The sequence below is a fragment of the Pontibacterium sp. genome (assembly GCF_041587635.1).
Taxonomy (GTDB): Bacteria; Pseudomonadota; Gammaproteobacteria; order Pseudomonadales; family Balneatricaceae; genus Pontibacterium.
In genome coordinates, this window is sequence record NZ_JBFGYC010000686.1 from 1 (window position 1) to 1,850 (window position 1,850).

The following is a 1,850-nucleotide window of genomic DNA, read 5'->3' on the forward strand; positions in this document are numbered from 1 at the left end:
CGCTGCAAGACGGCCCATCACACAGGCCTGATAAAAAAACCGGAGTCAGGGCAACAGCAATGCCGAGACTCCGGAGGACCTCATGGTAAGCCGTTACGCGTTAGGAGCCAGCTCCGCAAGCGCGTTGTCGATTGCATCAACGATCTTGTCGATGTCAGCCTGAGTCGCGATCAGCGCCGGGCTCAGACATACGGTGTTGTTGTACTCTTTGAAAGAGCGGTTAGTACGACCGATGATGACGCCGTTCTGCATGCAGTGTGCACCAATCTGGATCGGCAGTGTTTCATCAACCGGCTCTTTGGTTACACGATCTTTCACCAGCTCGAAGCCCGCGAACAAACCTTTACCACGTACATCACCGATAACGTCGTATTTTTCCATCAGCTGGTTCAGACGACCGCGCAGGTACTCGCCCTGCTCTACAACGTTGTCCAGCAGATTTTCATTTTCGATGATTTCCATGTTAACCAGAGCCGCCGCAGGACCCGCAGTACAGCCACCGAAGGTGGAGATATCACGGAAGTAATCCATACGAGCGTCTTCAGGGTCTTTAAACATGTTGAAGACTTCTTCAGTGGTCACGGTGCAGGAGATCGCTGCGTAACCGGAAGCAACACCTTTTGCCATCGTTACCATGTCTGGCTTAACACCGTAGTGCTGGTAACCGAACCATTTACCGGTACGACCCAGGCCACATACCACTTCATCAATGTGCAGCAGGATGTCGTATTTTTTGCAGATTTCCTGGACGCGATCCCAGTAACCCTGAGGTGGCTCAATTACACCACCACCGGCAGTGATTGGCTCCAGGCACAATGCACCAACAGTGTCCGCGCCTTCAGCCAGAATCACTTTTTCGATCTGGTCTGCAGCCCATACGCCGTAGTTTTCGGTATCTGCATCATCCTGTGCACGGTATTCGCAGCAGTGCGGTACTTCAACGAAACCTGGAGTGAAAGGTCCGTACTGGTTCTTACGCTCGTACTGACCCGTCGCACTCAGTGCAGTAATGGTTGTACCGTGGTAATCACGCTCACGGAACAGCACTTTATGTTTCTTACCGCCGTATTTCTTTTCAGCGATCTGTCGAACGATTTTGAATGCTTTCTCGTTCGCTTCAGAACCGGAGTTAGAGTAGTAAACTCGGCTCATACCCGGCATTTTGTCGATCAGTTTTTCAGCAAACTGCGCCGCTGGTACGTTGCCCGCAGTCTGTGCAAAGTAGTTCATGGTTACCAGCTGATCGCGCACTGCGTCAGCAATTTCAGTACGGCCATAGCCAACGTTTACTGTCCATACAGCACCGGAAACAGCGTCCAGGTACTCGTTACCTTTTGCGTCCCAGACCCGCATGCCTTCACCCTTAACGATCACCATCGGATCATTTTCTTCAAAAGGCTTATGCTGGGTAATGTGATGCCAAACGTGATTACGGTCGTTGCCCACAACTTCTTTGGCGTCAAATTCGTTAGCGTTATAAGTCATACTCACCTCCTCTGAGGGTACTGTTATTTTTATGCAGAGGCGGGAGTCACACTCCCATCTTCCGGCTTACTCTTAGCTCAAAGTGTGTTTCCGAATATCGAAACCACCCATCTTCACGAACGACAAAACCGGGCGTGCCCTGATGTCCTTCAATGCCTCATAAGCTACCGATCATCGAGGAAAACCAGTTAGAACCAGATGATTGCGAAATATGATGCCAGTAGGAATTGTGGGGGATCTAGCGGGATGAACATCTCAAATTCTGGGGATTTACGTGCAGATAAACCTGGGAGCAACCGAGTTTTTATTAAGTTTTTCGGATCACTCCAGGGGTAAAGGATTGGTCAACATGTATCCAATAACAC

Annotated in this window: 1 protein-coding gene; it reads right to left on the minus strand. The window is 50.2% G+C overall.

Annotation, left to right across the window (positions count from 1 at the left end):
- Window positions 1-93 precede the first annotated feature (93 nt).
- The gene (locus ABYW01_RS20725; protein WP_193953835.1) at window positions 94-1,485 is read right to left on the minus strand and encodes an aspartate aminotransferase family protein; all 1,392 of its coding nucleotides are present in this window, start codon (window positions 1,483-1,485) and stop codon (window positions 94-96) included.
- Window positions 1,486-1,850 lie beyond the last annotated feature (365 nt).